Consider the following 26831-nt stretch of genomic DNA (forward strand, 5'->3'; position numbering starts at 1 on the left):
ATCGAGAAGGAGTTAGAGGCCAAGTGACCGCTACTCTCCCTCTATACCGGTGATGGGTTTGGTGGTGCCCCAATTCCTGCATCTGGGGCACTGCCAGTGCAGGTGTTCACCTGAGAAGCCGCAGCGCCGGCAGCGGTGGCGGGGTAGCGCCTTGATCAGCGGCTGGGTGTGCTGGCGCAGCAGGTCGAAACGGGGATCACCTTCGCTTGCCTCGCTGCGCTGGTACAGCCCCATCAGATAGTCCACCCCACCAAGGCTCGGCTCCTTCCTGAGCTGTTCGGTGATCAGCGCTATCGCCTCCTCATCACTCCCTCGCACCTTGCGCAGCGTCTGCGCCAACAGCAGCATTACGCTGGTACAGGGATTCAGCTCCAGAAGCCGGTGCAGGTGCGCGATCAGTCCCTCGGCGTCGTCAAGAAGCTGATAGGTGCGTTCCAGCGGCTCAAGCAGCGTCGGGATAAAGTCGGCGTCCTGCTGGGGAATGCGATCCAGATGCTTGAGCGCCTGGCGGTACTGGCCGGTGTCGTGGCACAACTCGGCCTGGATCAGGTTGGCACGGATGCAGCGTTCGTCGATGGAAAGCGCCTGCTTCAGGTGCTTTCTGGCGATGCCGTGGCTATTGGATGCTCGCGCCTCTGCGGCCAGTTCGCAGTGCCAGTGGGCGGCGGCCCGACGCAGGTCATCATGGCGTCGGGTCAGCTGGGGGACGGCCTCGTCGATCGCCTGCTGCCATTCACCCTCGCGCTCGAACAGGTCCACCAGCAGCCGCTTGGCATGGTGGCGTACTTCGGCGTGGGTTTCTTCCTTGACCAGCCCCTTCAGCAGCCGTTCGGCGCGATCGTGCAGACCCAGTTGCAGAAAGTCCCGGGACAGCTCGAGCTGCACCCAGGCTCCCTGGTGGCCGTCCAGGAAAGGACGGGCGAGCAGGTTCTGGTGAATCTTGACGGCGCGGTCGGCCTCACCGCGAGAGCGAAACAGGTTGCCCAGGGTGACGTGAGTCTCGATGGTATCGCTGTTGACCTCCAGCGCAGAGATGAAGGTCTCGATGGCCCGGTCCTGCTGATCGTTGAGCAGGTAGTTCAGACCGACAAAGTAGTCGCGGTGAAGACTTGGGGCGGGGCGTTCTTGCTGTCGACTCTCCCGCCGGCCGAGCGCCCAGCCAATGGCGAGGGCGACGACCAGCAGGCCCAGCAGCAGAAGATCGGGCATTCAGGGAAGTTCCTTCATCTCCTGCACGCGAAGACGATCGAGTTCCTTGCGCTGCTGCTGGTTATGGCGTTGGGCGCGAGTCAGCAGTGCGCGCAGCCGAATGTAGACGCCGCTCATCGCCAGCATGCCAAGCAGCACACCGACAGCCAGGGAGGCCAGCAGCCACACCGACAGGGAGGCCTCGGGCAATTCGAACCAGATGAGGTTCAGCGGCAGGGCCTGTTGGTTGTTGGTCGCGAACAGGATACCGATGACCAGTACCGCCAGCAGAATGATGGCCATGATCAGGCCTTTTAGCCAACGCATGTGTGACTTCCCATAGTGAGACAAAGAGAACGGAGAGAGCGGTTGTCAGCGAACTCAGTAGCCCAGCGCACGGCTGGCGTCGACTTGTTCGCGCAACTCCTTTCCGGGCTTGAAGTGTGGCACGAACTTGCCTTCCAGCTCCACCGCTTCACCTGTCTTGGGGTTGCGGCCGACGCGGGGCTCCCGATAGTGCAGAGAGAAACTGCCAAAACCCCGTATCTCGACCCGCCCACCATCGGCGAGGGTATCGGTGATGTCGTCCAGAATGAGGCGCACCGCGGCCTCGACGTCCTTGATCGACAGCTCCGGCTGCCGCATGGAGATCTGCTCTATCAGTTCGGACTTTGTCATCGGTTGTCTCCGTGAGTCCCACCTGGGTGTTGAGCGCTGGCCAAGCCAGTGGCGAAGGCCGTATCCGTCACAGCCTCTTGTTTTTAGATAGCATACTTTTCAAGTCTTGAGAAAACAACGCACTACATTCGTGGCAATGATCTTGCGCCGGGTCACCTCCGGGATACGCCGGCGGCTGCCTGGTCGATCGTGCTGCGGTATACTGAGGCCACACATTCCATCCCTGACGAGGTTCCCCTTGGATCAACCGTCTTCCGTGGCCTCCCGCCTCGAGGCCGAGCGCAAGCGCCTGCACTGGCACTCCCGCCGTGGCATGTGGGAGCTGGACCTCTTGCTGCTGCCGTTTCTCGAGCATTGCTACGATGAACTCGACGAGGCCGATCAGGCCGCCTATCGCCAGCTGATCACCGAAGAGGACCAGGACCTGTTCATGTGGTTGATGCGTCGCGAGTGGCCGGAAGAGCCCAGCCGTCGCCGTATCGTGCAGATGATCGTGGACTATGCCGAGACCAGCGGTCACGGTCACAATCGGGGCCTCTGAGCAGCAGCATCTCTTCCAGGGGGCGCTGGTGGCGACCATCGCGCTGGTCGTCGCCGGCGCCACTCCCTCGCCGGTAGGAGCTGTGCTCACCGCAGCTCTCTGCAGCAGACTGATTCACGCCCACCGCCATCCGCTTCAGGGTCAGCTAAGGTGCCTGGTCGAGAGTGAGCCAGCAGTGGCATCTGGGGCACCGCTGGTCGCCGTGGATGACGAGCAGGCCGAAGATGCGGGTCTTTCCGTATGGCAGCGTCGGCAGCGACGCCTTCTGCGCGCCCTGAGTCAGACGCTTTTGCGCTGGTGGGGCAAGCCCAGGGCCCCGGTGCCTGGGCGTTGGCAGTGGTGTCCGTTGGCGTCAGCTGCGGACAGATCCGTGAGGCTTTATTCGGACGACGCTGACTGGCGCGAGATCGAGCTGACCTGCGAAAGCGTCGGCGCCAGGCTGATCTCCTTACGCTGGCAGGGGCACACCCACTGGCTGTGGCCCGATTCGATGACACCCGAGGAACACCGTGTGCTGAGACGTTACCTGCTTGGCATGCCTGTGGCGTTGGGTTCTCAGACGTCAAAACGGTAATGACAGCTGTTGCCTGGCTTCCTGTGGCACCAGGCGTACGCCGACGCCGAGCAGGCGCACCGGGCGGTGGGCGCGTTGCCAGGCCTGGTCGAGCAGTTGGCGGTAGCTGGCGAGATCCGGCTCCAGGCCCTTCGACTCCAGGGTGGTGGTGGTGAAGTCGTCAAAGCGCACCTTGACGAACACGCCGGCCAGGGGCGGGCGACCATTGCGGTCGATGCGCGCCTTCAACTTCTCGCAGAGGGTGACCAGCGCCTGCTGGGCCGCGGCCAGATCCGGCAGGTCCCGGCCGTAGGTGCTTTCGACGCTGATCGACTTGCGTTCGCGCTCCACCTTGACCGGACGCTCGTCGATGCCGCGGGCGAGTTCATAGAGGCGTCGCCCGAATTTGCCGAACTCGTCCAGCAGCTTGTCGATGGGCTGTTCGCGCAGCTCCTCACAGGTGGTGATGCCCAGCGCGTCCAGGCGGGCGCCGGTGGCGGGCCCCACGCCGTGAAGCTTGCGCACCGGCAGGGCCAGCACGAAGCTTTCCACCTGGTCGGGTGGGATCACCGTCAGCCCATCCGGCTTGTCCCAGTCGCTGGCGATCTTGGCCAGGAACTTGGACGGTGCCGCCCCCACCGACACCGTGATGCCGGTGCGCGCCAGACACTCCTCCTTCAGCCAGCGGGCCATCCAGGTGGCGCTGCCCTTGAACCCCTCGACATCGCTGACGTCCAGATAGGCCTCGTCCAGCGACAGCGGTTCGACCAGTGGCGTCAGCTCATGGAAGATCGCCTGAATCTGCCTCGACACCTCGCGATACTTGTCGAAGTCCGGCGGAACCAGCGTCAGTTCCGGACACAGGCGCAGCGCGCGGGCGGTCGGCATCGCCGAATGGATGCCGAACTTGCGCGCCGGATAGTTGCAGGTGGTGATGACGCCGCGGCCCTCGCGCGCGCCGCCCACCGCCAGCGGAATGTCCCGCAGGGCGGGATTGTCGCGCATCTCGACCGCGGCGTAGAAGCAGTCGCAGTCGGCATGCAGAATCTTGCGTACGGGTGCAGGCATGGGCGGGCAGGTGCTGGCACGACGTCGGTGAAAACGGCGACTAGCCCAGGGCCTGGCCGTTGCCTCCGCGAATGACCCCAACCCCGACGCCCTCGATATCCAGGCTGTCGCGGCGCAGGTCCAGGGTGATGGGCGCGAAGTCGGGGTTCTCGGCCTCCAGGGTGACCTGATGGCCGTCACGCTGGAAGCGCTTGACCGTCACCTCATCCTCCAGGCGTGCTACCACGATCTGGCCGTTGCGGATGCGCTCGGTGCGATGCACCGCCAGCAGGTCACCCTCCAGGATGCCGACGTCTTTCATCGACAGCCCGCGCACGCGCAGCAAGTAGTCTGCGCGCGGGGTGAAGTAGTCCGGCGGCAGCGGGCAGTAGCGGTCGATGTGCTCGGCGGCGAGGATCGGGCTGCCGGCGGCGACCTCGCCGATGATCGGCAGTCCCTGTGAGGGGCTGGCTTCCTGGGGCGACTCGTTGGCGGCGCCGGAGTCTGCCTCCTGGGCCGGCAGGCGGATGCCGCGAGAGGTGCCGCGAATCACGCGAATCGCGCCCTTGCGCTCGAGCGCCCGCAGGTGCTCTTCGGCTGCATTGGGGGAGCGAAAGCCCAGGGCGCGTGAAATCTCCGCGCGGGTGGGCGGGTACCCCAGCTCGTTCATGGTCTTGACGATAAAGTCATAGACGTTTTGCTGGCGAGGGGTCAGGGGACGTGTCATGCGGCCTCCCACGGGCGGCGATGGAACAGGGTGGCTTGGCGGCGGCTTGCTGCCGGCGCTTGCCAGTGCTGGGGGCGTCAATGCTCGCCCTTGGTGAAGTGTACAGTATGGATGTACATCCAGTAAAACCGCGAAAGGCCAGGAATAGTGTGCCAGGGCACTGGTGTAGTGGGCCGCCGCCTGATGCATTCGTTTGAAACAGGGTGGAGCCAGGGTTGATTGTGCGAGAAGGGCGGCTCCCTTACACTCAAGCCAGTATTCAAACAATTGTTTCCAACTGCCCTTGACAAGACTGGACGGAGCCCGCGAATGGCCCAGACCGATACCGTGACGCGCATCCTGGACACCGCCGAGGTGCTTTTCGCCGAACGCGGCTTCGCGGAAACGTCGCTGCGCAACATTACCGGCAAGGCCAAGGTCAACCTGGCCGCCGTCAACTACCACTTCGGCTCCAAGAAGGCGCTGATCCAGGCGGTGTTCTCCCGCTACCTGGATCCCTTCTCCGATCGCTTTCATGCCGCCATCGATGAGCTCGAGCGCGGCTACGGTGATCGCGTGATTCCGCTGGAGGTGCTGCTCGAGACCATGGCCCGCACCGTGCTCGAGGTACCGGCCGAACGACACAGCCTCAAGGTGTTCATGCGCCTGCTGGGGCTGGCCTACAGTCAGGCCCAGGGGCATCTGCGTCGCTATATCCAGGACCAGTACGGTACCGTGTTCACCCGTTTCGTGGCGCTGGTGCGCAAGGCCACGCCGGAGCTGCCGGACTCCGAGCGCTTCTGGCGTCTGCACTTTGCGCTGGGCACCGTGATCTTTACCCTGTCCGGGCTCGATGCCCTGCGCGACATCGCCGAGAAGGACTACGACGAGCACGTCTCGGTGCGCGACCTGGTGCGCCGCATGATGCCGGTGGTGGTGTCGGCGCTGAAGGCGCCACTGCCGGAGCCGGCGCCGACGATGCCTCCGGCGACGCGCGAGCCAACTGCATAAGCCGAAAAGGGAGTCAGGGTGATGCATACCCCGCAACTGGCAGCGCTTCCCCCCAGCGAGGGCGTGTGGGTGGAGGTCGACACCACCCGCCAGCAGCTGACGCTGTGGCGGGGCGAAGACCCCGCCTGGCAATGCCTGGTGTCCACCGGTGCTGCCGGGACCGGTCAGCACGAGGGCAGCGGCCAGACCCCGCTGGGCTGGCACCAGATCCGTGCGGCCATCGGTGAGGGGCAGCCTGCGGGCTGCGTCTTTCGTGGCCGTCGGCCCACCGGTGAGGTCTACAGTGAGGCGCTAGGCCAGGCCCAGCCAGAGCGCGACTGGATCCTGACCCGGATCCTCTGGCTCAGTGGTCTGGAGCCGGGCTTCAATCGTGGCGGCGACGTCGATTCCCAGCGCCGCTATATCTATTTTCACGGCACCCCGCCGGACAAGCCCATGGGGGTGGCCGACTCCCATGGCTGTATTCGGCTGCGTGACGACGACCTGTTGCGGCTGTTCGACGAAGCGACGCCCGGCACGCCGGTGTGGCTGCATGACTGATCACGTCCACTGATCAAGCCAATACAGACGTCAATAAAGGCGTCACTGAGCGAAGTCCTCGTCGGCTCAGGCTTCGTCGAGCCTGGGCTCCTCAGGTCGGCATTCGACATGCCTGGATTCATCAGTCCGGGGCTTGGTCAGATGACGTTGCCCAATTGGAAGATCGGTAGATACATCGCCAGCACCAGGCCACCCACCACCACGCCCAGCACCACGATGATCAGCGGCTCCAGGAGGCTTGTCAGGGTGTCGACGCGATCGTCCACCTCGCGCTCGAAGTGATCCGCCACCCGCGTCAGCATGCTGTCCAGCGCGCCGGCTTCCTCGCCTATGGCCACCATTTGCAGCGCCAGTGGCGGGAAGCGCCTCGTCGCCCGCATCGCCAGGTGGAGTCGCTGGCCACTGGCTACCTCGTTCTGCACTGCCGCCACCGCCTGGCAGTAGACGTCATTGCCGCAGGCGCCGGCGGCGGTCTTCAGCGCCTCCACCAAGGGCACGCCTGCGGCGAAGGCGGTGGCCAGGGTGCGACAGAAGCGTGCCACCGAGGCCTGTTCCAGGATCGTCCCTACCACCGGTAGCCTGAGCGCCAGGCCGTGAGCGGCGAAGCGCGCCCTGGCCGAGCGCTTGACCCACCATCTCGCCGCACCGGCCATCACACCTGCGCTTCCCAGCAGCACCAGCCACCATTGCTGGGCGAACTCAGAAAGCTCGATGGTCAGGCGAGTCAGCGGGGGGAGGCTTGCCCCGACGCCCTCGAACATCTGCTCGAACTGGGGCACCACCTTGATCAGCAGGATGGCGCTGACCGCGAAGCCCACCGCCACCACCGTGGAGGGATACCACAGCGCCTTGCGAACCCGCGCCTTCAATCGCTCGCGCTTTTCCAGGTGGCCGGCCAAACGCTCGAGCATGCGGTCCAGCGTACCCGACTGCTCACCGGCGGCGACCAGATTGACGTACAGTGCATCGAAGGTGAGCGGGTGGCGGGACAGCGCCTGGGCCATGCTGGCCCCGGCGCTGACGTCCATGCCCAGTGCCTGAACGACTAGCCGCATGGCTGGCTTTGAAAGACTTTCGCCCAGCACGTGAAAGGCCTGCAACAACGGCACGCCGGCGGTCAGCAGGGTCGCCAGCTGGCGCGAGAACAGGGTGAGATCCCGCGGCGATATCTGGCGCTCGAAGCGCGCAAGCGTGCCGCTCTGGCGCAGCTTGCGCGGGATCACGCCAAGTTGATGCAGGTGTCGCTGGGCCTCCGGGCGGCCGGTGGCCAGTAGGACCCCGCTGCGCCGCTGGCCCTGGCGATCCTCGCCTTTCCAGTGCCAACATCTCTGGCGCGGATGCTGGGGAGTAGAACGGCGTGCACTGCGTGGGGGCCCACTTGTCCCGCTTGACCCGCTCGAACCGTTGGAAAGGTGGCTGTGGTCAGCGCGGGAACCCGATCCTGGGGCGGAAGAAGAGGCGGGTTCCCCTGGCGTCGCGCCGGGCGTGTAGCCACCCACCTGCCCGGGGGGCCTAGGAGGAGAGGCCGGAGAGGACGACGACAGGGAAGAAGAGGCAGGCGGAGCCGTAGAAGGCGAGCGATGACGAAAGGGCACGTGTCAGTGGACTCAAATGGTGGAGGGGAGGGCGGCGGTCTCATGCGGCGGTGATGCGGCAGACCTCGGCCAGACTGGTCACACCTTCGAGCACGCGGTTAAGGCCGCTGCGACGAAGGTTCGGATAGCCCTGGGCGCGGGCCAGGGCGTCGAAGTCATCGGCGCTGCCCCCTTCCAGGATCAGCCGGCGCATGCGTTGGTCCACGGGCACCACTTCGAACAGCCCGACCCGCCCCTTGTAGCCCTGGGTGCAGTGACGACAGCCCACGGCCTCGTACAGCTGGGCGGTATCGGCCTCAGCCTGGGTCAGGCCCCGTTGCATGAGTACCTCGTTGGGCAGGGTGACTGGGGAGCGACACTGGCTGCACAGGCGCCTGGCCAGGCGTTGGGCAACGATCAAGCTGACCGCACTGGCGATATTGAAGGCTTCGATGCCCATGTTCGAAAGCCGCGACAGGGTGTCGGCGGCAGAATTGGTATGCAGCGTGGACAGCACCAGGTGGCCGGTCTGGGCGGCCTTGATCGCGATCTCGGCGGTTTCCCGGTCGCGCACCTCGCCAACCATCACCACGTCCGGGTCCTGGCGCAGAAAGGCTCGCAGCGCATTGGCGAAGTCCAGGCCAATCCGGGGCGCCACATTGACCTGATTGATCCCGGACAGCTTGATCTCGACCGGATCCTCGGCGGTACAGATGTTGCGCTCGACAGCGTTGAGCTGATGGATGCCGGTGTACAGCGTCACCGTCTTGCCGCTGCCGGTGGGACCGGTGACCAGAATCATTCCCTGGGGGCTTGCCAGGGCGGTCTCGAACAGCCGGCGCTGGTCCGGCGAAAAGCCAAGCTGCTCGATACCCAGACGTGCCGACCTGGAGCCCAGTAGCCTGAGCACGATCTTCTCGCCGTAGACGGTAGGCAGCGAGTTGACCCTGAAGTCGATGTCCTCGCCATCGTCGAGCTGGACCTTGATGGTGCCATCCTGGGGCAGGCGGCGTTCCGAGATGTCCATCCGCGCCATCACCTTGAGGCGCGAGGCGATGCGCCCGCGAAGGTTAAGCGGCGGCTGGGCCACCTCGTGGAGCAGGCCATCGATGCGAAAGCGCACCCGAAAGGACTCCTCGAAGGGCTCGAAGTGGATGTCAGAGGCACGCTTTCTGACCGCGTCACGCAGGATGGTATTGACGAACTTCACCACCGGGGCGTCATCGGCCTGGTCGTTCAGGCTGGAAGTCAGCCCCGAACTTAGCCCGGCGTTGAGCTCCTCGTCTAGGTCTGCATCCTGTTCAGCGTCGAAGGCCGCGCCCGGGTCAGACGCCAGAGCCGACTGCAGACCCGGCTGCCGCGACTGAGACATCTTGCCCCTACGCTCGTCGACGCCCGTACTGTTCCCGCTTGAGGCGCCTAGCGCCCCCAGGGCGACGGCGATGGCGCCATCATCGGGGCGATCGGCGCCCAGGTAGGCGTCAAGCAGCGCGCGGATCTGATTCAGCGGTGCCAGCGCCGGCTTCAAGCTCTTGCCGGTGACGAACTGAAGCTCGCCCAGGCGGGCGAGTGTCGAAGGGTAGGGCACCGCCACGTGCAATTGGTGATCATCGAGGCTAAGCGGCAGTACCGAATGCTCACGCAGCAGGGCGTCGGGAAAGTGAGACAGCGCCGGCAGTTCGCTCGGCTCCAGCTCCTGTAGATCGACAAATGGGAGGTCATACTCTTCTGCCGCTGCACGGGTCGCCGGTCCGACACTGACCAGTTCATGCTCAACCAGGTAGCGCAACAGCGTGCTGTGGCTGTCCTGAGCCTCCCGCTCGGCCCGCAACGCCGCCGGAGGACTCAGTAACCCCTGTGACACCAGTCGTTGGGCCAATCCACTGTTTGGCCCCTGTGGCAAGCCGTTTCCGAACCCCTGGTCAAATGGCACAGCACCCTCCCTAAAAGTGGGCCCCACGATGGGCCCGATAGCTCCCGTCGGCGACATTCTGAATCTAGCCGTCAGTCTACCCCGCGATAGAACGCCCATAGAGGCCGCACAGGCGGTTTTGTTATCCGAACCCGAACTGGCGTCAAGGTTTGGGCGTATAGCCCTCAGGGGCGCTCGCAGCGCCAAGTAAGATGCTCCGAACCCGGTAGGGCGGCGTTATGGGGGTTGATGGCCTGGCTCAGCGCCATTTTCGCCATGCCGCACCACCGGTCAGGAAGTGCACCACCGTGAAACGGCAAAAAGCCAACAGGGAGCATCAGACATGGAAGACAGTAAAAGCAGTACCAGTACCAGTCATTCAGAGCAGAGCGGAACCGTGATACCGGCAGGGCAGGGCGGCTTTACCCTGATAGAGCTGTTGGTGGTGGTGGCGATCATCGGGCTGCTGTCAGCCATCGCCATACCGCAGTACACCAACTTTCAGAAGCGTGCCGCGGTGAATGCCTGCAAGGAAGAGCTGGCGGCTGCCAGGACGGCGTTGGCGGTTGATGGCACCTTTGATGAAGCCTCACCCGACATGGCCAATGCGTATGCGTGGTCTGCATGTCTGGATTCAAGTATTGCCTATACCGCTCCCACCACGACGGAAGAAGGTTCGCTCCTGGGCTGGCCATCCCCGAGTCAATTCGCGGTAGCAGATAATGCCGCCACCCTCGTCCTGCCCAAGGTCATTGATATCGATAGTCCTTGAGACTAGGCGGGGAAGCTCCAATCGCGTGCTCCCAAGCGCCCGGCCGCTGGCATCGGGACTTGGTACCCGAATTCAGGCAACAAGGAGCAGGATCTATTGGAATACCCTTCCATTATCCACCACGGTGGCGCCGATGGCGTCACCGGAAGCTGCCACCGGCTACAGATTTCTCCTGATCACGCCATCCTGATCGATTGCGGGCTATTTCAGGGAGAGGACCTCAAGGGCCAGTCCAGCTTCGAGCGACACCAGATCGAATTTCCGGTCGACGACGTCATCGCCCTGGTGGTGACCCACGTCCATATCGACCATATCGGTCGCCTACCCTACCTGATGGCAGCAGGGTTCAAGGGCCCCATCATCTGTACCCCGCCGAGTGCGCGGCTGCTGCCGCTGGTGATCGAGGATGCCCTTAAAATCGGCTTTACTCGTGACCGCAGGCTAATCGAGCGGTTTCTTGATACCGTTCAAATGCATCTTGATCCAAGTCCCTATGGCGCTTGGAAAAGCTTGCTGAACGATGAGCGTTGCAAGGTCAAGGTGCGTCTACAGAACGCGGGGCATATACTCGGTTCAGCATACGTCGAAATTGATGTTGAGGACGAGCGCGCGAGTCTGGATAATCGCTACGTCTTCTCGGGGGACCTTGGGCCGCCCGACACTCCGCTGTTGCCGGATCCCACACCACTGGAGCGGGCAGACGTGCTGGTGCTCGAGAGCACCTACGGCGATAGAAGGCATGAAGGTCGCAGGACGCGGCGCGCACAGCTCAAGGAAATGATTTATCGTGCACAGCGCGAGGGCGGTAGCGTGGTCATTCCAGCCTTCAGCATCGGCCGCACCCAGGAGCTGCTTTACGAAATCGAGACCCTTCTGCACGAGCGACAGGAGGGAGAGAAAGGCGAGCGCCCCCTGATCATTGTCGATTCACCGCTGGCTGCCCGCTTCACCGAAGTATACCGAGACCTCAAGCCCTGGTGGGACAGCGAAGCCAAGGCGCGACTCGACCAGGGCCGCCACCCCCTTAGCTTCGATGGCCTCGTCACCGTAGACAGCCACGACGACCACCTCGCCATGGTCGAGCACCTCGCCACCACCAACACCTGGGCCATCGTCATCGCCGCTAGCGGCATGGCCACCGGGGGCAGGGTAGTCAACTACCTCAAGCGACTGCTTCCTGATCCTCGCCACACCGTATTGTTTGTTGGATACCAGGCTGAGGGCACGCCAGGAAGGCAGATCCAGAGAGCGAAACGTGGAAGCGAAGTCGTTGTCGACGGAGAGCGCATGGCGGTGAATGCCTACGTCAAGAGTGTTTCGGGGTTTTCAGCGCATGCGGATCAACGGGATTTGGTTCAGTTTGTTTCACGATCTTACCCACGGGTTGTTGAAGTACAACTGGCTCATGGAGCTGGTAAAAGTCAGCGAAAGTTGCTGGAAGCACTAAAAGCGTATGTGGCAAACATTGAGCTTGGCTGTAAATCCTAAGGGCGGTCTCAAGTTCCAAGCGCATGGTATTTCAGAGAGCTCAGGCTTGCGACCCGTTTCTTGAGCACCTCGGCGTAAACCTCCATTGACGTGCGCTACTCCAGTGTCTGGTGCGGTCGCGTGTGCGGTGAGTCGGCGATCTCGTCGAGTACTTCCAGGCTCTAGACGGAGAGGTCCTTGCCCTTCGGCATGTACGGCCGCAACAGCTCATTGGTGTTCTCGTTTAAGGCCCGATGTCATGGGCAATGCGGTCAGCGAAGTAAATCGCCGTACCGGCCTTATGCGAGATTTCGTCATGCTTCACCATCTCTCTGCCTTAGTCGTGGGTCATGGACAGACGCATGCAGCGCGGCACCTCATTGCCCTTGTTGCTGAAGCCGCCGGCTGCCGCCGTGGCCGTGGTGCAATCTACTTTCGCCAAGATTACTAAGCGCGTGGTGTCCTCCACCAGCGTACCGTTGTCGGAGCGATTGTTCGCGCCCATGATGAGATCGCTCTCCTAGTGGCCAGGCATTAGGCGGTCTTCAATCTCAGGCGGCCGCATGTGACTGCTAACCAACTCGGTGATCTACTGGTGTCGATCCTTGCCACGACAGCGTGACCGACCCTTGCCGATGCCCTGTCGGAGGCTGGCGATGAGGTCCTTCTTAGGGCTGCCACGGAGCCTACATAGAGCGCGTTGTAGGTGGCCTTATGCGAGACCTGACGACGTGAATCGTTGGGAGACATGTGCTTTAGTGTGCGGGCGAACTGTTCCGGTGACTAGCACTTGCGCAGCAGGTAGACCACCACCTCGAAGAGCTTTCCGTCGGCACGCAGCAAGGGATGCTAACGTGGGTGATGTCGCGTCAGCCGGCCCCGGTAGCTCACTAAGTCGGCTTGTAGTCCTTTAGAAGATCGACCGTGTGGCGAGCGATTTCTCGCGACACGGTAGTCGGGGCACGACCCAGATGAGTGGAGATGGCCTGGATCGAATGAGTTGCTCGCATCATAATGATGCCGCCTCGGTTTTTTGCGGAGAGATGGCGATAGCAGTGATTCATGGCCAAACCGTACCTGATGGGTCACGTGTTGCACTTGTATATTGAGACCGTCCACCCCGACCACGCCAAGCGTTAGCCGCCTAGTGTATGAAAAAGCTAGGGGGATTTACACCTCGGTTTTGTTATAGTTTTAATCTTTCGTCCCTTGTACTAACTTTTTCACAGCATTTTTGGTTCGTGCGTGTTTCGTCGATGCTAGTGCGACAGAGTTCTTGTTTTATCTCTTTTGTGAATGGGTTTAAGGTGAATGAGTCTAAATAGACTAGTGAATGTAGGGCTGCGTGCACTGACTTTGTTGTCGAAGTTTTCTTTGATATTTTTTCTGGCGTTATTTTTGGAGGCCCGTGACGTAGCTCTTTACGGGTTGTTTACTGCTACGGTCAGTTATTCGATTTATTGCATTGGTTTTAACTTTTATTCATTCAGTACACGTGAATTGCTTAGTCATGAAAGTAGTAAATGGGTAAGTTTTCTAAGGGATCAAGGTGTTTTTTTCTTTTCTTCCTATTTAGTAGTGGTGCCTTTTTTTAGTATTGTGTTTTTAACGGGGTTGTTGCCGTGGGAGCTGGCAATGTGGTTTTGCTTACTTGTTGTTTCAGAACATTTAAGCCAAGAGTTGAGTAGACTTTACGTCGCCGTGTCTAAGCAGCTAATTGCCAGCTTTATTCTTTTTTTTCGGTCTGGTTTCTGGGCTTTAGCTGTCTCGCTAATTATGTGGAGCCAGCCTCAGTTTCGTTCTCTTGAGAGTATTTTGTTCGCATGGGTCTGTGGTTCTGTTTTTGCGTGTTTTCTTGGGCTCTCTTATTTTAGGTTATTTGACTGGAGATACCTCAAGGCGGCTGTAGACTGGGGTTGGATTAGAAGAGGGATTAAGGTTGCACTTCCCCTGCTAATTGCTAATCTTGCTATAAGAGGTATTTTTACCATAGATCGGTATTGGGTTCAGGCTGTTTCGGATGAAGAGATTTTAGCCGTATATGTCTTTTTTTCTGCAGTGGCTGTTTCTGTAGTGTCATTTCTTGAAGCTGGTGTGTTTGTATATCTTTACCCTAGAATCATAGCCTCGTTTAAGGAGGCACGCATGCACGATTTTTATTCCTCTGTTAGGTCATTGTTGCTGCAAACTTTTACCGTGGCATCTTTTTTGTGCGTGACTTTAGTGTTGGCTTCGAATTTGTTTTTGTCTTATCTAAATGATATGTACTCTGAGAATTTGGATGTTCTATACGTTTTATTGGTTTCAATATTTGTTTACTCATTAAGCATGGTTCCTCATTACGCGCTTTATGCAATGTCTCGCGATAAGGAAATAATCTTCAGTAATGTGGCTGGTGTTGTGGCGTTCTCTTTGTTTGCTTATTTTTTTTCTTTTTTGAGTAATTCCTTAAGAGTTCCCGTGGCTCTATGCGCAGCGTTCTCAGTTGTACTAATTATAAAGTTTCTACTGTATTATAAGAATCAAAAAGATTATTAGATATAAATTGGTTGATGCGCTAAGCTTAATTTTATTGTGGTGGAGTGGAATGACAGTTTCCGAACCAACTAGAGGATTGAGTGCAGCCCTCGGAACCTGTCAACCTGATTCGGACCGATTGTTAAATCTTAATGTAGATTTTATCGTGGTATCGCCTGCCGCCGATCGCGTTGGAAAGTTTACCAGCCTGTAAGGGGGGCGTCGTCATCGGGCTGTACCGGACTGATCGAGACACTGTCCGGTGGCACCGCCACCTTGGGACGTCCGCGTAGCAACCGCTCGGGGTGGGCCTCGAAGCTGTCATCCAGTGTTCATATAATAAGTGCAGCAGTGCGTCAGGCGAAGCCTGGTCACCCGGGAAACCTACTGCTCCGGCGTGGTGGAAAGGGTGAATTGAAACCCAGTGGGTGAGAGTGCCACCCGGCCAAGGCTAGCCACCAGCCGGTAGCGAGTCTTGCTTGGCGTCGGGCAACCGCCGCTGCGAAGCGTAGACAGCGAGCGAATAGGCCGTGTGATAGAGCACCGAAATTAATGTTTATGTGACCGCCGACAGTCTTGCCGCCCCGGAAGGCAACATTGACCCGCTCAATTGGCTTTGCGGGAAAGGTCACCTGTGTCAGAGAGCAGTGCATGTCCGCATAAGGGTTTCCCAGGAACCTGGGAGGCCCGTCATTCTCCCCCATGGATGAGAGAACAGGCGGGGGCTGCCTGTCCCGAAAGCTCCAGGCCCAATGCTATCCTGCCTGATGGTGCTGGGAGCGAAGCGCTGGCACTCATGGGGTACGGTCAGGCAACCACAAGGAGCCAGCCGGATGGGAAGACGGGAGTCGGAGTCGCTCATAGTACTGACGAAGGCTGGGAACCGGTTCGACTGGACTCAGTTGAGGGAAGGGGCGACCAATCATCAGAGCCACATGAGGGAATCATGGCAGGTGCACAAGAACATTTGTGCATGTACACATCACAATTGCGGATAGCAGCGCCGGCAGAGCGCTTCCCGCAGTGTGCCTTCACGTCACTGGCGCACCACATTGAAGTGGACCAATTGGAGCGGGACGCCCCGATAAGCCTCATACTGGAGGCACTGGAGGTGTTCATGACCAAGAAGACTCGACTTCGGAATTCCGATGAATTCGAGGCGGACGCGGTGAGGCTTGTGACCGAGCAGGGGTATTCCGTATCCGAGGCTGCCCGGCGCCTGGGGGTTGACCGTAGCCTGATGGACCGCTAGTGCCGCAAGCACCGTCAGCAAGTCTCCAGCACCCCGGAGCAGCAGGAAGACGATCGCGACGCCGAGATCAAGAAGTTCCGCGAAGAAGTTCGTAAGCTTCAGGTTGAAAAGGATATTTTGGAAAAGGCGGCCTTCTTCGCCAAAGAGTCGAGCTGAGATACCAGTTCATCGAGTCGGAGAAGGCCACCTAGCCCGTGGCCGTGTTGTGTCGGGTCATGCAGGTCAGCCGGAGTGGTTTCTATGCCTGGCCGCAGCATGACCCTGATGACCTTCGTCAGGCCCTGCTCCGCGAGGTCAGAGAGATCCATCGCCGGAAGCGCGGCAGCTACGGCAGCCGCCGCATGGCCGAAGAGCTGCGACGCCGCGGCTACGAGGTCGGCCGTTACCAGGCCCGTAGTCTGATGCAGGAAGCCGGCGTAGAGGCAAAGCAGCGGCGCCGCTGGCGTCATACCACCGACAGCGAGCACAGCCTGCCGGTAGCGCCCAACCTGCTTAACCGCCAGTTCTCGGTGGCGACACCGAACCAGGCATGGGTGGGCCGATATCACGGCGATCTGGACGCTTGAGGACTGGCTCTATTTGGCGGCGGTGCTCGTCCTCCACGAACGGCAGCTGGTGGGCTGGGCAATGGCGGATCACATGCGCACGCAGTTGGTACTGGACGCACTGGAGATGGCCGTGGGACGCCGGCAGCCCGAGAAAGGGCTGATAGATCACAGCGACCGCGGCAGACAATACGCGTCACATAACTACCGATCCGCGCTGGATCGGCACGGGTTCCAGGCCTCGATGAGCCGCAAGTGGAACTGCTGGGACACTCAGGCTAATTTCTTTATTGAGCATGCGGGCTCGGTCTGACCCGTGCTGGGATTGGCGCAATTCCTTGGCATTGACCTGTCGGCCCGGCCTTAGTGCTCATCTGGCGCGGCCAGGCCTGCCGTCTGTGACATAATAGGAGCCTTGTCCTGCACCGTGAGTGTCCTGTCCTTCGGCATGTTTGGTGGCACATGTTGGCTGAACATAAGGGGGAAGTGACAATGGCGCAGGTAGAGGCACTGATTGAGGTGGTATTAGGGGTCGACACGCATCTGGACGTGCATGTCGGTGTCATCGTCGATCCAGTGGGACGTGTGCTCGGCACCCGCTCAATCGAAACCTGTACTAAGGGTTACCAGGATCTCCTTGAATGGGCATGCTCATACGGCTTCCTCTTGCGTGCCGGGGTTGAGGGCACCGAAACCTATGGCGCGGGGCTTACTCGTCATCTTCAGGAGGCGGGCATCAAGGTGCTTGAAGTTAATCGACCGGATCGCGCTCGCCGGCGCCGCCGTGGTAAAAATGTTCCCACTGACGCCGAGAGCGCCGCCCGTGCCGCGCTCTCTGGCGAGGCCTGTGCACTTTCGAAGGCCCAGTCCGGCGCCGTCGAGGGGATGCGCGTACTTACTGTCGCCCGCCGTAGAGCGGTGAAGGCGCGAACGCAGGCGCTCAACCAGTTCGCAGCCTGTTAGTGAGCGCCCCGCAGGTATTGCGCGAGCAGCTGCTTAAGCCAAAAGCGGTGGCGTGTGTGACAGCCTGCCTGGAACTGGAGAGAGAGGAGGATTCAATACTGCTCCAGACCCTGGAATCGACCCTGCGGCTACTCGCCCGGCGCTGGTGGGCGCTGACCGAGGAGCGTCGTGAGTTAGATGCCTCACTGGAGCGGCTCACGCGCCAAGCCGCTCCGATCTTGGTCGCCAGCTTTGGTGTCGGCGCACCAGCAGCGACACTACTGGCGACCGCAGGTGACAATCCCGAACGTCTTCGCAATGATGCAGCCCCTGCCGCGCTCTGTGGCGTAGGCCCCCTTGAGGCCTCTTCGGGCAAGGTCATCCGCCATCGGCTCAACCGCGACGGCGATCGCCAAGCGAATAACGCGCTCTGGACGATTGCTATGGTGCGTACGCGCGCCTACGTCGAGCGGCGCACGCATGAGAGTCGTTTACCAAAGAGACCCTCCGCTGTCTTTAGCGTTACATTGTGCGCGAACTCTATCCTCTGATCATCAAGGATTTACAGGCCGCCGGCGCCGCGCCTTAACATAGGAGGGTCAATTCTGTCATGGAGCGCTTCTTCGACTCACTGAAAAGCGAGTGGCTGGCTGGCTGGCCAGCGATAACTGGAGCCGACAGGCCGCACGCAGGGACGTGATCGAATACATCGAGATGGAGTACAACAGCTGCCGGCTCCACTCAACCTTGGGCTACTAGACGCCGAGGGAGATTGAATTGGCAGTTGCGGTTTGAAAATTTGTCCGCTCTGACTTGACCAGAACACGCTGGCCGCTCAGCTCGACACGGACAGAGCGGTTGCACTCAGAAGCTGCATCCGTCCTCTCTTACGCAGAAGACCCATTCAACGCGAAGACGACTGAGGCGGACTTATTGCTTGAATTCAGGTTTACGAGCTAAGTCACCGATACCGACATTGTAAAGTGGCAAGCAAGACATATGCCCGCGGCAGAAAATGCCTTGGCTATCTAACGCTGCCAAAGGTAGTATCTATAGAATGTTAAAAAGCGCAAATAAATCGGACACAATGGCTAATAATATTGTTGATAAGTTAGGTATGGGAATAAAATATAATGTACATTGTAATATAACTTGTGTCTTCTGGGTGCATGTGGATTGAATTTTATTTTTTCATCAATCACCTAGGGTGAACTTTTAATCTATTCTTTTAAATAGACTTTGATCTAAGGAAAAAGCATGTTTGACGAAGCATCTGTTCTTATCACAGGCGGCACCGGCTCGTTCGGTCACACTTTTATTCCTATGCTGCTAGAGCGCTATAACCCGAAACGAGTGATTATCTTTTCTCGCGATGAGATGAAGCAATGGGAGATGGCAAAGAAGTTCGAAGGTGACCCAAGGGTGCGTTTCTTTATTGGGGATGTGAGAGATAGAGATCGTGTTTATCGTGCACTAGATGGTGTCGACTATGTAGTGCATGCTGCCGCGACCAAGATTGTACCCACGGCTGAGTACAATCCATTTGAATGTGTGAAAACGAATGTCCAAGGGGCAATGAATCTGATTGATGCCTGTATCGATAAGGGCGTGAAAAAGGTGGTAGCACTATCTACAGATAAGGCAAGTAGCCCAATTAATCTCTATGGTGCGACTAAACTAACGTCAGATAAGTTGTTTGTGGCAGGAAATTCATACGCTGGTGGACATAGTACCCGCTTTGCGGTGGTCAGGTATGGAAACGTAATGGGGTCGCGGGGGTCTGTGATTCCTTTCTTTATGTCGATTAGGGATAAGGGGGAGTTGCCGATCACCGACGAGCGCATGACTAGGTTTATGATTTCGCTCGAACAGGGGGTGGAGCTGGTCTGGCACGCGTTTGATGATATGGAAGGTGGTGAAATCTATGTCAAGAAAATCCCCTCAATGAGAGTTACCGATCTAGCGCGAGTTGTTGCCCCGGATGCCAAGCAAAAAGTGGTGGGTATTCGGCCTGGGGAGAAAATGCATGAACAAATGATTGGTGCGGAGGATGCTTATTATACATATGAATACCCCGAGCATTATAAAATTCTTCCGGCTATTAATAGTTGGGACAAGGATGCGAACCGTATAAAAGATGGAAAGCGAGTCCCTGAGGGATTTGTGTATGCAAGTGACAATAATAAAGAGTGGATGTCTGAGGAAGAACTTCAGTCTTGGATTAACAAAAATTGGGAAAAAATCGGAGCAATTTGATGATACCGTACGGGCGCCAAGATATCCGGCAGGATGATATAGATGCAGTGCTCGAAGTACTGCAATCAGATTTCTTGACTCAAGGGCCTATGGTCGTAAAGTTTGAAAATTTGCTCTCGGAAAAAGTTGGTGCCCGCTATGCCTTGGCTGTGAATAGTGCTACTTCTGCCTTGCATGTTGCATGTGTGTCATTGGGGCTGGGAGAAGGCGATTGGCTTTGGACCTCTCCGATCACTTTCGTCGCATCGGCAAATTGTGGTCTATATTGTAACGCTAGGGTGGATTTTGTAGATATTGATCCTGAGACGTATAATATTTGCCCAATGGCTCTAGAAAAAAAATTGCAAAAAGCAGAGCTTTCCGGCTGCCTTCCGAAAGTCGTTGTGGCTGTTCATTTATGCGGGCAGCCATGTGACATGAAAGCTATCTATAGCCTCAGCCAAAGATACGGGTTCAAAGTAGTTGAGGATGCATCGCATGCCGTTGGCGGTAGATATAAAGATGAGGCAATAGGAAACTGCCGGTACAGCGATATTACGGTATTCAGTTTCCACCCGGTCAAGATTATCACTACTGCTGAAGGCGGGATGGCTCTGACAAATAATGAGGAACTTGCGGAGCGAATGAGCCTTCTGCGTAGCCATGGGGTGACACGTGATCCTGAACTGATGACGCATGAAGCCGATGGTCCTTGGTACTATCAGCAAGTCGACTTAGGCTTTAACTATAGGATGACGGAATTACAGGCGGCTCTAGGAGTGACACAGTTAGAGCGACTGGATTCCTATGTGGCGGCACGGCATTCACTAGCGGTTCGTTATGACCGATTGCTTTCTGCACTACCTCTGACCACCCCCTGGCAGCACCCTGACAGCTATTCTGGGCGCCATCTCTATGTCATACGACTCGATCTCGCGTCGATCAACAAGAGTCAACGGCAGGTTTTTGAGACGATGCGGGCGCTGGGTATAGGGGTTAATATCCATTATATCCCGGTGCACACCCAGCCCTATTATCAGGGACTAGGCTTTAAGTCAGGTGACTTTCCGGAAGCTGAGCGCTATTACGCCGAAGCCATTAGTTTGCCCCTGTACCCGACGATGACAGAAGCCCAGCAGGATGAGGTGGTCGAGGCTTTGCGGCGGGCCCTTGAGGAGGCTTAAGTCATATGACGCAGTGCATAGCCGTACTTCCCGCTCGTGGCGGCAGCAAACGTATTCCGCGAAAGAACATTCGTGAGTTCGCAGGAAAGCCTATGATTGCCTGGTCAATTCAGGCTGCCCTCAAGAGCGGATGCTTCGATCGAGTGATTGTGTCCACTGATGACGATGAGATTGCAGAAGTGGCCGTAGACTGTGGTGCTGAAACCCCATTTCGGCGGCCTGCGGCTCTCTCCGACGATCACAGCGGCACTATCCCAGTCATTGCTCATGCAATTGACTGGTTGGGCGAAGAGGAAGGGGTGAGGCCAGAGGCTGTGTGTTGCCTTTACGCCACTGCGCCGTTTGTGAGAGCAATGGACTTGCGTAGGGGGATCATGGAACTGAAAAGAGAAGACGCCGACTATGTCTTCTCTGTAACCAGTTACGCCTTTCCGGTTCAGCGCGCGTTGAAAATAGATAAGGATGGCTACGTGGCTATGTTCCAGCCAGAACATTTCCACTCACGTTCTCAGGACTTGGAGGAAGCGTACCACGACGCGGGCCAGTTTTACTGGGGCCGTGCAGCCGCCTGGTGCGCTGGCACGCCGATCTTTTCTGAAAGGGCTCGGCCGTTGCTTCTGCCGAGACATCGTGTGCAAGATATCGATACCCCGGAAGATTGGGATCGTGCTGAGTGGCTATTCCGCGCAATGTTGGCGGAGGAGGCATGACAGTAACTCTACAGACAGTGCCAGTAATTGCTTTTCGCGCTGATGCCTCGCGCCAGATTGGTACGGGCCATGTGATGCGCTGTTTGACCTTGGCGGATACACTCTCCGACCAAGGGGTTGTCTGTCACTTTCTATGTCGTCCCCATGACGGCCACTTGATTGAGCGGATCGAGTCTCATGGCCACACAGTGCACCAACTACCTTTAGATGAGGCGCTTGTTCAAGGGAAACGCTTCGGCACTGATGGGGCGAATGTTCCTGCGCATGCGTGTTGGCTGGGCGTGCCGTGGGAGGTCGATGCCGAACAAAGCTCTAGGGTGTTGGCCTGCCTGCGACCGGATTGGTTGGTTGTGGACCATTATGCACTCGACGCGCGTTGGGAAGAGATTGTCGCTGCCCCTGGCTGCCGGGTAATGGTGATTGATGATCTGGCAGACCGATCGCATTGTGCAGAAATGTTGCTCGATCAGAATCTAGGGCGCTGTGCCGCTGATTATGCCGACTTGGTACAGAAGTCTTGTCATTTGCAATTAGGGCCCACCCACGCCTTGTTGCGGCCTGAATTTTCGGAATGGCGTAACGCAAGCCTGGCTCGTCGCCAAAACGTGCGGCTTCAGCGCCTACTGATCACAATGGGCGGAGTTGACACTGATAACATCACCAGCCAAGTTTTGTATGTATTAAACCGTTGCAGATTGCCAAACGATCTTGAAATTACCGTAATAATGGGGTCTACCGCACCTTGGCTTGACGCCGTACGCTACCAGGCACAAAAAATGCGGAATCCAACAAAGGTTGTAGTTGACGTTGACGACATGGCCCGACGTATGACCGAGTCTGACCTGGCTATCGGTGCGGCGGGTAGTACTTCTTGGGAACGCTGTTGTCTAGGACTGCCCACCGTGATGCTGGTCCTGGCTGATAATCAAACAGCGATTGCACAGCATCTGCATGCGGCTCAGGCTGCGATAAATATTGGAAGTATTGAAAGTTCTAATTGGGAGAACCAGCTTGAGCGTGTAGTGGCGGAAGTAAGTGCCAACCCACTTCAACTTCGTGTTATGACAGAGCGCGCCGCCAGCCTTACTGAGGGACAAGGCGTTTGGTCAATAGTTAATTATTTGTTGAGTGGCGGATGATCCATGCAGATCACGTTGTTATGTTCTAGCCCTGAGCACCCTGTTAACGCGTGGTTGGAAAGTTGGCGGGCACACCATCAAGGCAGGCACTCCATTACGTTGTGTCGCACCAAGGATGAACTCCCAGGAGGGGATGTATTGTTTCTCGTCTCCTGTAGTCAAATTATCGATGCCGCTACTCGTGCCCACTATTTGCATACATTGGTGTTACATGCTAGCGACCTACCCTACGGCCGCGGGTGGAGTCCGTATATCTGGAGACTGCTTGAAGGCGCTGCGTCTATCACGGTAAGCCTGCTTGAGGCCGAGGATGGCGTGGACACGGGGGCCATTTGGGCTAAGCGGACTTTTCCGGTGCCTGCGCACGCCTTGCACGATGAAATTCATCGTCTGCTTTTCGATACAGAACTGGAATTGATGGACGAGGGTCTGACTCTTATCGGGGCCGGGGCCCAGCCGGAGCCCCAGCCAGCCACCAAGACGCCAACGTACTATCGTAAACGTACGCCAGCGGATAGTGAAGTCGACCCGACAAAATCTCTGTGTGAGTTATTTCCAACTATACGTCTCATGGATCCGCAGCGCTATCCAGCTTTCTTTCGCCTACATGGCCATACATACTCTATTGAAATTAAAAAGGTAACATCTCATGATGACGATTAATATCGATGGCCGAGAAATCGGACCGGAGCAGCCCCCGTATATCATTGCTGAGTTGTCGGCTAACCATAATGGCAGTATTGACACAGCACTCAAGATCATTGAAGAGGCTAAGCGTGCAGGTGCTGATGCCATTAAGTTACAGACCTACCGGCCTGATACCATTACGCTAAATAGCGACTTACCGGATTTTCAGATTACCGACGGACTCTGGAAGGGGCGTACCCTCTACGAGCTATATGAATGGGCTCATACGCCTTGGGAGTGGCACCGGACTCTGTTCGAGCGTGCTCGGAAACTTGGGATTTCCATTTTCAGCTCCCCTTTCGACACTACCGCTGTGGACTTGCTTGAAGACTTGGGCGCGCCAGCTTACAAGATTGCATCTTTTGAGGCCGTTGACCTGCCACTGATCGAGTATGTGGCCAGAACAGGCAAGCCAATGATTATATCTACTGGGATGGCTGACTGTGACGAGATTCAAGAGGCAGTTGATGCCGCCCGCGGTGCTGGGTGCCAACAGTTGGCTATTCTCCAGTGTGTCAGTGGCTATCCGGCCCCGTCCGAAGACTATAATCTACGCACTATTCCCGATATGATGGGGCGTTTTGGGCTAGTCACAGGGCTTTCCGATCATACTCTCGACAACACCACTGCAATTGCCAGTGTGGCACTCGGCGCCAATTTGATTGAAAAGCATTTTACGTTGGATCGAAATGGCGGAGGGCCCGATGACAGCTTTTCACTAGAGCCGACTGAGCTTACGGCGCTTTGTCGTGATACCAAAGTCGCTTGGCGGGCGCTTGGAAAGGTTGACTATGGGAGAAAATCAAGTGAGCAAGGGAATGTGAAGTTTCGACGGTCGTTATATTTTGTTAAAGATATGAAGGAGGGTGATGTTATTACTGAAGATTCGGTTAAGAGTGTGCGGCCGGGCTACGGAGCAGCACCCAAAAATCTAATGAACTTGATAGGGGTGAAATTATCGAGAAGTGTAAGAAAAAACACTCCGGTCCTCCAGAGTGATATATCTGGTTAGTAGCAAAATCGATGACGCGCCTGCAGGAATGTAATGATGAAGAAATTGGAGGATTTAATGACGAAACGTCACGTTTGGTCCACGAGAATAGGGTGTTGCCATAAAGCACTACTCCCCCAATCTTGCTACAGAGAATCGGTTTGCCATCATTATGAGGTAAGCTAGGAATTCGATCCGGACCGTAATCAGTCAACTGGTCTGGGTTCGGCACCATTTGCTGTCCCCAAATATCTGAACACGCCCGGGCTTAGCCGCGTAGTGAATACAGAAACCCGGGGACATTACTTATTTGCCGCGGTGCCTTGCAGCGGCATAACGCATGGATTGGATTCTATCGCATGATCCGGGACGCTCGATGCTTGCCACAGTTCTCGCCGGCTTCCTCGAGGCCGGCATAAAGTTGCGAATAGCCATAGACGCTACTACTGGCGGCGTAGTAGTTGCGGATCAGCCCGAGGAATCTCTGGTCCTCGATCGCCCGCTCTGTCAATGGCTTTTGCAACCAAGCGTAGAACCCACTACCTTAGGCTCAACTGATCACTGCCACCTAATGGGGGCAGACATGGCAAGGCGAGAATGGCGAGGAGGACTCTCTGCAAGCCCAAAAGCAGTTGCAGGCGGGTAGTTTGTCGGCTGCTTTGCCAGGACCCATGCTCAGTATGTCGTGTGCTGTCCATCAACGGAAGTATCGCACCCCGACTTCGGTCACGGTCCAGTCGCAACTGACCGTATCCGATAGACAGACGATCTCTCGTGGTCTCGCTCCTAGTTTATCCTATCGGCGCATCGCCAAGCAGTTGGACCGTTCTGTTTCCAAAGGGAGCCGGGAGGTCATCCGCTACAGTGGCCGAGCTCAATACCCGGCAAGCATCGCCGATGAGGCTGTATGGGATCGGCAAAAACGTCCTAAGATGTGTTATCTGTTGACTGTTCTTGAGCTGCGACAGTTCTTGGCTGAAAAGCTCTCGTTTCAGCGGTCTCATGAGCAGATCTCGGGTTGGCTGAAACTCCGCTTTTCGAGTGAACGGCGTCTGTATGTATCACATGAGACGATCTGCCGTAGCCTGCACATTCAAGCGTGGGGCGTGCTGAAGAAAGAACTGATGCAGCACCTGCGCCCCAAGCGCATGAAGTGACGCTCCAGCCATGCTGCAAGCCAGCCACGCGAGCAGAGCCGGGGTGCAGTCTCTTATAACGCGAGTGTCCTTCAGAGGCGGAAGACCGGGGCGATTCTGGGTCACTGGTAAGGCGACTTGATCACCGGTGCCAAAAATTGGCTCTTCGTCGCTGGGTGTGGAATTCGCCCCCAGAGCTGGGCCAGGATATGACCTCCACATGGACAGGGGGTACGACATGAACGGCACGCAGATTCTGACCCTCGGCCTGGGCCTTGAAGCGCCCTGGATGCTCAAGGACCAGCACCTGAATACCTCCGTGTCGCCCCACCGCCTGGACCTCTATGTCGAGGCCGAGCGGGGCAGCCTCTACCCCTGCCCGGAGTGCGGCAAGGCCTGCCCGGCCCATGACTTTTCCGACAAGACTTGGCGGCACCTGAACTTCTTTCAGCACCACTGCTACCTGCACGCTCGCGTGCCTCGCACCAAGTGCCCCGAGCATGGCGTCAAGCGTATTGAAGTGCCCTGGGCGCGGCCGGGCAGCGACTTCACCCTGCTGTTCGAGCAAGCCGCTATGTCGTTGGTCAAGGAGATGCCGGTGCTGGCCGTCTCCCGGCAACTGGAGATCTCCGACAAACGCCTGTGGCGCATCGTGCATCACTACGTCGGCCGCATGCTGGGTGGGCTGGACCTGGCCAGCGTGGCCACCGTCGGCGTCGATGAAACCGCCTCCCGACGCGGTCATCGCTACGTCACGGTATTCCTCGATATGCAGCGCAAGCAGGAACCGGTGATCTTCGCCGTCCCCGGCCACGGCAAAGACGCCATCAAGGCCTTCAGCGCCTTTCTGGCAGCGCATGGCGATGACACCGACAACGTGGTCGAGGTCGTGTGCGACATGTCACAAGCCTTCCTCAGCGGCGTGGCCGAGCATCTTCCCAAGGCCGACATCACGGTCGACTGGTTCCATATCGTTCAGACCTTCACCAAGCGGCTGGACGAGGTGCGCAAGAAGGAACGCCGGGAGCGGGGGCATCCCAAGTCGCTGCGCTGGGCCCTGCTGAAAAGCCTGGACAACGAGAACCTGACGCCCAAGCAACTGGCGGCGCTCCAAGAGCTGGTGGCCGATCAGAGCGCCACAGCCGATGCCTGGGTGATCAAAGAGAAGCTGCGCTGGATCCAGAAGGCCCCGACGCCACGGGCGGCTCGGTGGCGTATCACGAACTACCTCAAGGTCATGAAGGCGGCGGTCACCGAGAAGCCTCTCCTGAAGCCGATGGGGAAGGCCTTGGCGACGCTGGAGCGCCATGCTGACGCAGTGGTCAGGCGCTGGATCTCGGGACTGACCAACGCACGACTGGAAGGCATGAACGGCCTGTTCCAGGCGGCTCGGTCACGCGCACGTGGCTACCGGAACGAGGCCAACTTCATCACGATGATCTACCTGATCGGCAGCCCGGTGGGCCGCCTGCTCGATCAGGCCAAATCCACATGAAGTGACGAA

General features: G+C 58.1%; 26 protein-coding genes and 2 pseudogenes. 18 read left to right on the forward strand and 10 right to left on the reverse strand.

Annotation, left to right across the window (positions count from 1 at the left end; all coding sequences use genetic code 11):
* Positions 1 to 30: 30 nt before the first annotated feature.
* The 3 genes from lapB to EBB56_RS11665 are packed head-to-tail and all read right to left on the reverse strand — an operon-like array spanning position 31 to position 1866.
* Entirely contained in the window at positions 31 to 1209 is a 1179-nt protein-coding gene (gene lapB, locus EBB56_RS11655) for a lipopolysaccharide assembly protein LapB (RefSeq protein WP_124804424.1), read from the reverse strand.
* Positions 1210 to 1515 carry a lipopolysaccharide assembly LapA domain-containing protein gene (locus tag EBB56_RS11660; RefSeq protein WP_045994572.1) on the reverse strand — a complete coding sequence of 102 codons (306 nt, stop codon included), beginning with the start codon at positions 1513 to 1515 and terminating at the stop codon, positions 1210 to 1212.
* Between the two features lie 54 nt (positions 1516 to 1569).
* Positions 1570 to 1866 carry an integration host factor subunit beta gene (locus tag EBB56_RS11665; protein WP_045994571.1) on the reverse strand — a complete coding sequence of 99 codons (297 nt, stop codon included), beginning with the start codon at positions 1864 to 1866 and terminating at the stop codon, positions 1570 to 1572.
* 238 nt (positions 1867 to 2104) lie between these two features.
* Between EBB56_RS11665 and EBB56_RS11670 the strand changes: the two genes are divergently transcribed.
* A complete protein-coding gene (locus tag EBB56_RS11670) occupies positions 2105 to 2407 on the forward strand; it encodes a succinate dehydrogenase assembly factor 2 (protein ID WP_045994570.1) in 303 nt (100 codons plus the stop codon).
* A 562-nt stretch (positions 2408 to 2969) separates the two neighbouring features.
* On the opposite strand, the gene dinB is transcribed toward EBB56_RS11670, so the two are convergent.
* Positions 2970 to 4028, reverse strand: coding sequence for a DNA polymerase IV (gene dinB / locus EBB56_RS11680; RefSeq protein ID WP_108132778.1), 1059 nt, complete (start codon positions 4026 to 4028; stop codon positions 2970 to 2972).
* A gap of 40 nt (positions 4029 to 4068) precedes the next feature.
* A complete protein-coding gene (gene lexA / locus EBB56_RS11685) occupies positions 4069 to 4734 on the reverse strand; it encodes a transcriptional repressor LexA (RefSeq protein WP_108132779.1) in 666 nt (221 codons plus the stop codon).
* A 309-nt stretch (positions 4735 to 5043) separates the two neighbouring features.
* On the opposite strand from lexA, the gene EBB56_RS11690 reads away from it, so the two are divergent.
* Together EBB56_RS11690 and EBB56_RS11695 are read left to right on the forward strand one after the other, a co-directional pair.
* Positions 5044 to 5724, forward strand: a complete 681-nt coding sequence (locus EBB56_RS11690) for a TetR/AcrR family transcriptional regulator (protein ID WP_045994566.1) — start codon at positions 5044 to 5046, stop codon at positions 5722 to 5724.
* Between the two features lie 21 nt (positions 5725 to 5745).
* Positions 5746 to 6264, forward strand: a complete 519-nt coding sequence (locus EBB56_RS11695; protein ID WP_124804426.1) for a L,D-transpeptidase — start codon at positions 5746 to 5748, stop codon at positions 6262 to 6264.
* Between the two features lie 137 nt (positions 6265 to 6401).
* On the opposite strand, the gene EBB56_RS11700 is transcribed toward EBB56_RS11695, so the two are convergent.
* Together EBB56_RS11700 and pilB are read right to left on the reverse strand one after the other, a co-directional pair.
* Positions 6402 to 7487, reverse strand: coding sequence for a type II secretion system F family protein (locus EBB56_RS11700; RefSeq protein ID WP_260425341.1), 1086 nt, complete (start codon positions 7485 to 7487; stop codon positions 6402 to 6404).
* 412 nt (positions 7488 to 7899) lie between these two features.
* Positions 7900 to 9717: a type IV-A pilus assembly ATPase PilB gene (gene pilB, locus EBB56_RS11705; RefSeq protein WP_260425342.1), complete on the reverse strand. Its 1818-nt coding sequence runs from the start codon at positions 9715 to 9717 to the stop codon at positions 7900 to 7902.
* A 376-nt stretch (positions 9718 to 10093) separates the two neighbouring features.
* Between pilB and EBB56_RS22280 the strand changes: the two genes are divergently transcribed.
* Both EBB56_RS22280 and EBB56_RS11715 read left to right on the forward strand, forming a co-directional pair.
* Positions 10094 to 10522, forward strand: coding sequence for a prepilin-type N-terminal cleavage/methylation domain-containing protein (locus tag EBB56_RS22280; protein WP_124804429.1), 429 nt, complete (start codon positions 10094 to 10096; stop codon positions 10520 to 10522).
* A gap of 96 nt (positions 10523 to 10618) precedes the next feature.
* Complete coding sequence (locus EBB56_RS11715; protein ID WP_124804430.1) at positions 10619 to 12010, forward strand: MBL fold metallo-hydrolase; 1392 nt, start codon at positions 10619 to 10621, stop codon at positions 12008 to 12010.
* A gap of 316 nt (positions 12011 to 12326) precedes the next feature.
* Here EBB56_RS11715 and EBB56_RS22160 read toward each other — a convergent pair whose 3' ends face one another.
* Together EBB56_RS22160 and EBB56_RS22165 are read right to left on the reverse strand one after the other, a co-directional pair.
* Positions 12327 to 12494, reverse strand: a complete 168-nt coding sequence (locus EBB56_RS22160) for a hypothetical protein (RefSeq protein ID WP_260425343.1) — start codon at positions 12492 to 12494, stop codon at positions 12327 to 12329.
* Positions 12495 to 12879: 385 nt separating this feature from the next.
* Complete coding sequence (locus EBB56_RS22165) at positions 12880 to 13053, reverse strand: helix-turn-helix domain-containing protein (protein WP_260425344.1); 174 nt, start codon at positions 13051 to 13053, stop codon at positions 12880 to 12882.
* Between the two features lie 247 nt (positions 13054 to 13300).
* Between EBB56_RS22165 and EBB56_RS11725 the strand changes: the two genes are divergently transcribed.
* The 11 genes and pseudogenes from EBB56_RS11725 (at position 13301) to pseI (ending at position 24212) form a co-directional block, all read left to right on the forward strand.
* Positions 13301 to 14527: a hypothetical protein gene (locus EBB56_RS11725; protein ID WP_124804431.1), complete on the forward strand. Its 1227-nt coding sequence runs from the start codon at positions 13301 to 13303 to the stop codon at positions 14525 to 14527.
* A gap of 1096 nt (positions 14528 to 15623) precedes the next feature.
* A pseudogene (locus tag EBB56_RS11730) lies at positions 15624 to 16574 on the forward strand (IS3 family transposase); the annotation flags it as partial.
* A 221-nt stretch (positions 16575 to 16795) separates the two neighbouring features.
* Positions 16796 to 17266 carry a transposase gene (locus tag EBB56_RS11735; RefSeq protein ID WP_185696424.1) on the forward strand — a complete coding sequence of 157 codons (471 nt, stop codon included), beginning with the start codon at positions 16796 to 16798 and terminating at the stop codon, positions 17264 to 17266.
* Positions 17266 to 17796, forward strand: a complete 531-nt coding sequence (locus EBB56_RS11740; protein WP_185696425.1) for a transposase — start codon at positions 17266 to 17268, stop codon at positions 17794 to 17796. Before EBB56_RS11735 ends, EBB56_RS11740 begins: the two co-directional genes overlap by 1 nt.
* Before the next feature lie 50 nt (positions 17797 to 17846).
* Positions 17847 to 18004, forward strand: a pseudogene (locus EBB56_RS11745) (integrase core domain-containing protein); the annotation flags it as partial.
* Positions 18005 to 18502: 498 nt separating this feature from the next.
* On the forward strand, positions 18503 to 19501 hold the full coding sequence (pseB, locus tag EBB56_RS11750; RefSeq protein ID WP_124804434.1) for a UDP-N-acetylglucosamine 4,6-dehydratase (inverting): 999 nt from the start codon (positions 18503 to 18505) through the stop codon (positions 19499 to 19501).
* Entirely contained in the window at positions 19501 to 20664 is a 1164-nt protein-coding gene (pseC, locus tag EBB56_RS11755) for a UDP-4-amino-4,6-dideoxy-N-acetyl-beta-L-altrosamine transaminase (RefSeq protein WP_124804435.1), read from the forward strand. Before pseB ends, pseC begins: the two co-directional genes overlap by 1 nt.
* A gap of 5 nt (positions 20665 to 20669) precedes the next feature.
* A complete protein-coding gene (gene pseF / locus EBB56_RS11760) occupies positions 20670 to 21374 on the forward strand; it encodes a pseudaminic acid cytidylyltransferase (RefSeq protein WP_124804436.1) in 705 nt (234 codons plus the stop codon).
* Positions 21371 to 22513, forward strand: coding sequence for a UDP-2,4-diacetamido-2,4,6-trideoxy-beta-L-altropyranose hydrolase (pseG, locus tag EBB56_RS11765; RefSeq protein ID WP_124804437.1), 1143 nt, complete (start codon positions 21371 to 21373; stop codon positions 22511 to 22513). Before pseF ends, pseG begins: the two co-directional genes overlap by 4 nt.
* Positions 22514 to 22516: 3 nt before the next feature.
* Positions 22517 to 23176, forward strand: a complete 660-nt coding sequence (locus EBB56_RS22345) for a formyltransferase family protein (RefSeq protein ID WP_124804438.1) — start codon at positions 22517 to 22519, stop codon at positions 23174 to 23176.
* Complete coding sequence (gene pseI, locus EBB56_RS11775; protein WP_221621166.1) at positions 23163 to 24212, forward strand: pseudaminic acid synthase; 1050 nt, start codon at positions 23163 to 23165, stop codon at positions 24210 to 24212. The genes EBB56_RS22345 and pseI overlap by 14 nt, the downstream gene beginning before the upstream one ends.
* 331 nt (positions 24213 to 24543) lie before the next feature.
* Here pseI and EBB56_RS22350 read toward each other — a convergent pair whose 3' ends face one another.
* Positions 24544 to 24714 (reverse strand): IS3 family transposase, encoded by a 171-nt coding sequence (locus EBB56_RS22350; protein WP_409360206.1) that lies wholly within the window; start codon positions 24712 to 24714, stop codon positions 24544 to 24546.
* Positions 24715 to 24862: 148 nt separating this feature from the next.
* Here EBB56_RS22350 and EBB56_RS11780 point away from each other — a divergent pair, with 148 nt between their 5' ends.
* Entirely contained in the window at positions 24863 to 25348 is a 486-nt protein-coding gene (locus EBB56_RS11780; RefSeq protein ID WP_124804439.1) for a helix-turn-helix domain-containing protein, read from the forward strand.
* Positions 25349 to 25565: 217 nt separating this feature from the next.
* Positions 25566 to 26822: an ISL3 family transposase gene (locus tag EBB56_RS11785; RefSeq protein WP_124804440.1), complete on the forward strand. Its 1257-nt coding sequence runs from the start codon at positions 25566 to 25568 to the stop codon at positions 26820 to 26822.
* Positions 26823 to 26831: the final 9 nt, after the last annotated feature.

The organism is Halomonas sp. YLB-10 (assembly GCF_003856855.1).
Classification (GTDB): domain Bacteria; phylum Pseudomonadota; class Gammaproteobacteria; order Pseudomonadales; family Halomonadaceae; genus Halomonas; species Halomonas litopenaei.

What these genes read in the sequence shown, in the direction of transcription:
- lapB (WP_124804424.1), bottom strand. Translation starts at nt 1,209, where the DNA reads ATGCCCGATCTTCTGCTGCTGGGCCTGCTGGTCGTCGCCCTCGCCATT.
- EBB56_RS11660 (WP_045994572.1), bottom strand. Translation starts at nt 1,515, where the DNA reads ATGCGTTGGCTAAAAGGCCTGATCATGGCCATCATTCTGCTGGCGGTA.
- EBB56_RS11665 (WP_045994571.1), bottom strand. Translation starts at nt 1,866, where the DNA reads ATGACAAAGTCCGAACTGATAGAGCAGATCTCCATGCGGCAGCCGGAG.
- dinB (WP_108132778.1), bottom strand. Translation starts at nt 4,028, where the DNA reads ATGCCTGCACCCGTACGCAAGATTCTGCATGCCGACTGCGACTGCTTC.
- lexA (WP_108132779.1), bottom strand. Translation starts at nt 4,734, where the DNA reads ATGACACGTCCCCTGACCCCTCGCCAGCAAAACGTCTATGACTTTATC.
- EBB56_RS11690 (WP_045994566.1), top strand. Translation starts at nt 5,044, where the DNA reads ATGGCCCAGACCGATACCGTGACGCGCATCCTGGACACCGCCGAGGTG.
- EBB56_RS11695 (WP_124804426.1), top strand. Translation starts at nt 5,746, where the DNA reads ATGCATACCCCGCAACTGGCAGCGCTTCCCCCCAGCGAGGGCGTGTGG.
- EBB56_RS22280 (WP_124804429.1), top strand. Translation starts at nt 10,094, where the DNA reads ATGGAAGACAGTAAAAGCAGTACCAGTACCAGTCATTCAGAGCAGAGC.
- EBB56_RS22160 (WP_260425343.1), bottom strand. Translation starts at nt 12,494, where the DNA reads ATGGGCGCGAACAATCGCTCCGACAACGGTACGCTGGTGGAGGACACC.
- EBB56_RS22165 (WP_260425344.1), bottom strand. Translation starts at nt 13,053, where the DNA reads ATGAATCACTGCTATCGCCATCTCTCCGCAAAAAACCGAGGCGGCATC.
- EBB56_RS11725 (WP_124804431.1), top strand. Translation starts at nt 13,301, where the DNA reads ATGAGTCTAAATAGACTAGTGAATGTAGGGCTGCGTGCACTGACTTTG.
- EBB56_RS11735 (WP_185696424.1), top strand. Translation starts at nt 16,796, where the DNA reads ATGGCGCAGGTAGAGGCACTGATTGAGGTGGTATTAGGGGTCGACACG.
- pseB (WP_124804434.1), top strand. Translation starts at nt 18,503, where the DNA reads ATGTTTGACGAAGCATCTGTTCTTATCACAGGCGGCACCGGCTCGTTC.
- pseC (WP_124804435.1), top strand. Translation starts at nt 19,501, where the DNA reads ATGATACCGTACGGGCGCCAAGATATCCGGCAGGATGATATAGATGCA.
- pseF (WP_124804436.1), top strand. Translation starts at nt 20,670, where the DNA reads ATGACGCAGTGCATAGCCGTACTTCCCGCTCGTGGCGGCAGCAAACGT.
- pseG (WP_124804437.1), top strand. Translation starts at nt 21,371, where the DNA reads ATGACAGTAACTCTACAGACAGTGCCAGTAATTGCTTTTCGCGCTGAT.
- EBB56_RS22345 (WP_124804438.1), top strand. Translation starts at nt 22,517, where the DNA reads ATGCAGATCACGTTGTTATGTTCTAGCCCTGAGCACCCTGTTAACGCG.
- pseI (WP_221621166.1), top strand. Translation starts at nt 23,163, where the DNA reads ATGATGACGATTAATATCGATGGCCGAGAAATCGGACCGGAGCAGCCC.
- EBB56_RS11780 (WP_124804439.1), top strand. Translation starts at nt 24,863, where the DNA reads ATGCTCAGTATGTCGTGTGCTGTCCATCAACGGAAGTATCGCACCCCG.
- EBB56_RS11785 (WP_124804440.1), top strand. Translation starts at nt 25,566, where the DNA reads ATGAACGGCACGCAGATTCTGACCCTCGGCCTGGGCCTTGAAGCGCCC.